This window comes from Enterococcus eurekensis, assembly GCF_042654605.1.
GTDB lineage: Bacteria > Bacillota > Bacilli > Lactobacillales > Enterococcaceae > Enterococcus_I > Enterococcus_I eurekensis.
In genome coordinates, this window is sequence record NZ_JBHSGT010000059.1 from 1 (window position 1) to 3,116 (window position 3,116).

Sequence of the window (3,116 nt, forward strand, 5' to 3'; positions counted from 1 at the left end):
GAACGTTTGATTCTTATAAGCCAGCCTAGATTTACTGTTCTTCCATGCAAAACCATCCCAGATATCATTGGTTCCTTTGATACTTACATATTTACCATATTCTTGATGTGCTCCTTGCTCACCGTTGCCCAAAGTTGTCCCTGATTCATTGATATAACCCAGCCAAATCCCCTTGTTATCATACAAAGACAAATAACGTGAGCCGTTGAAATGATGGTAGACTCCTCGCGCTTGGAACGTTTGATTCTTATAAGCCAGCCCAGATTTACTGTTCTTCCATGCAAAACCATCCCAGATATCATTGGTTCCTTTGATACTTACATATTTACCATATTCTTGATGTGCTCCTTGCTCACCGTTGACTAAAGTTAAATATTTTTCATCTACGTACCCTAGTAACTTATTATTCTTGTCTTTAATCGATAAATATTTTTCACCTCCCGAAAGAGTAAACTCTTTTTCAACAAAAAGAGTTTGTTGAAAATACTTACTACTCATTCCATTTTTTGTCTGGAATGATAAATCTTTCCAAAACACAAAATCTTTTGCTGTAATAGTTGTATATTTATTGAGCTTTTTTTCTGAAGTAATTGACGAGTCTTTGATTGGTTCAATTATTTTATCTTCATCTTCAATCGGATTCGAGAACATTCCTTTATAATCAGAACTAACACCAAAAATTTTCCCTGGGATTAATTCAAAAGTCATTTCATTTGACCATTGCCAAGCACTACTCATTGAGTGAAGCCTATTTTTTTCTGCTGGTTCTTCTGGATATTCAGCAATCCATAGATACTCATCTCCAAGTATCGAAGTGGATAATTTTGATTCTTCCAAAATCAATGATGTAGTATAATGAACTAGGTTTCTGAAACCATGCTCTTTTAGTTTATTTGCAAAGAAAATAGCATTCTGGGTAGAATATTCATTTAAGTTTACTTCCAAACTATTGACCATCACTGTGTCTGAAGTTAAGTTCAATCGCTTAGCTTCTTTTGCATAGTAAATTGCTTCACTTTCAGCACCCTTTTTGGTTGTATATCGACTAAAGTGATACGTACTAGCCTTTAAACCAGCCTTTTCAGCATTTTCTATTTGTGTTCTAGCAAATGGATTTGTATAAAAAGTCCCTTCGGTAAGCTTAACAACAACCCCTGTAACTCCCTGTTTTTTCATATATTCATAATCAGCAACAGATAACTCTCCTTGATGAGAGGAGACATCGATAAAATTCCAATGAGGTCTCCCCTGTTGTTTCTCTGTAATTTTTGAAAAAAATAAATCCCCATTACTTTTTGATTTCGTATACGCTCCCAATCTATGGTTGTCTTTTAGATTTTTTTCAATTTCTTCAATTTCTTCTTGAATCGGAAATTGAAATCTTTGGTTATTATAAAAAACTTCTTCATACTCAAGTGTTTCAGTTGAATCTTTATCTATGCTTTCTATGTATTCAGTACTTTCACTTGAATTGTCAGCCATATCTTCTTCAGCTTCTTGTGAACTTGTAGTATTGGTTATTTCTTCAATTTCCTCCTCTATTGTTTCTTCACTAAAAATTTCAGTTTCTGAATCTGAGTTCATCATCTCCTCGATTCTTTCAAAACTTCCATTTATTGACTCTATTGATTCATTAAAAGAATCACTTATTTCCTTATTTTCAACCGTACTTATCGAGCTCTCATCATTTTGCTCGATTGACACTCTTCCTTGTACTTCATCTGAAAAAACTACTGATACATTAGTAATTTGCGATACCAACAAACCTATAATAGCAATACCTGTATATATTTTACGCATCATGTTTAGCCACCTTTTTTCACTTTGTTAATTATTTATTATATCACAAATAACCACTCTTATACTGTATTTGTAAAAGAGTGGTATAAATAATTAAGTTAAATGAATAATTTTCAATTACAATTGATATTCTAATAATTGTTACTTCAAAATATCATATATTTTTTTTGAAAGAATCGAAATCTGTTCATACGATTGATAATTTTTCGTAAGAATAGATAATGTATACGGATTTTTAGAATAAACAATCCCCGCATCATGTCTTAAATCTTCCACATCCCCAATTTTATGAGCTACTTGAACAGGTAAATACTTAGGTATCCTTTGATCATCATATACTGTATTTGATAAATCAGTGATTAATTTTCCTCCCTGATGATAAATTGCTTCTAGCATCATAGCATTATCTTTTGCATTCACATAGAATGGAGCTGTCCAATTACGTCCCATAATACGACTTATTTCTTTTTTCATTGTTGCATCGTATTTATTAGCTGCATAATAGGCTAAAAAATTTGTTCCTTGATTATCTGAATATTTCGCTGTCCAGTTCATAATTGTGTTTAAACTAAATTTCTTACCATAGGGTTGTCCTTGTAAAACGCCCGCCCCACCACGCATATAAGCATTTGGCATTTGATTTATGGCATCCGTATAAGTATATGGATAGTTTCCATCCACTTTTTTATCGAGTATCATTTTTTGTGTATAATAGAGGGCCGGTAATTTTCCTGTACTTGCTGCGTGAAATTGTTGTTCACTGTTTATTTGAGCAACGGATCCATCGACTAAACTAGCAACATAGATTCCAAAATTCTTACTATTGTATTCTTTGTTCAAAAGCTCTTGTACTTTTTTAAATTTATCTGCTTGTGACTGGCCTAATTTTGTTCCCTTTTCATTGATGTATCCAATCCAGTTATCTTTGGCATCATATAAAGATAAATAACGGGAACCATTAAAGTGATGGTAGACACCTTTAGCTAAATATGTTTTATTAGCAAATTTACCTGATGCCTTTTGTGTCCAAGAAAAATTTCGCCAAATTGAATAATCTTCCGATTTAATGGTCACATATTTACCATATTTCTGGTAATTCCCTTGAGCGCCAGGAGATAACATTGTCCCTGACTCATTGATATAACCTAGCCAAATCCCCTTGTTATCATACAAAGATAAATAGCGCGAACCATTGAAATGATGGTAGACTCCTCGCGCTTGGAACGTTTGATTCTTATAAGCCAGCCCAGATTTACTGTTCTTCCATGCAAAACCATCCCAGATATCATTAGTTCCCTTGATGCTTACATATTTAC

General features: G+C 33.2%; 2 protein-coding genes. Both read right to left on the bottom strand.

The features are described from left to right. On the bottom strand, positions 1 to 1,803 hold a 1,803-nt coding region (locus tag ACFO3L_RS09580; protein WP_379966596.1), incomplete at its 3' end, for a GH25 family lysozyme. A gap of 138 nt (positions 1,804 to 1,941) precedes the next feature. After that, the coding region (locus ACFO3L_RS09585; RefSeq protein WP_379966599.1) for a serine hydrolase at positions 1,942 to 3,116 on the bottom strand (1,175 nt) is incomplete at its 5' end.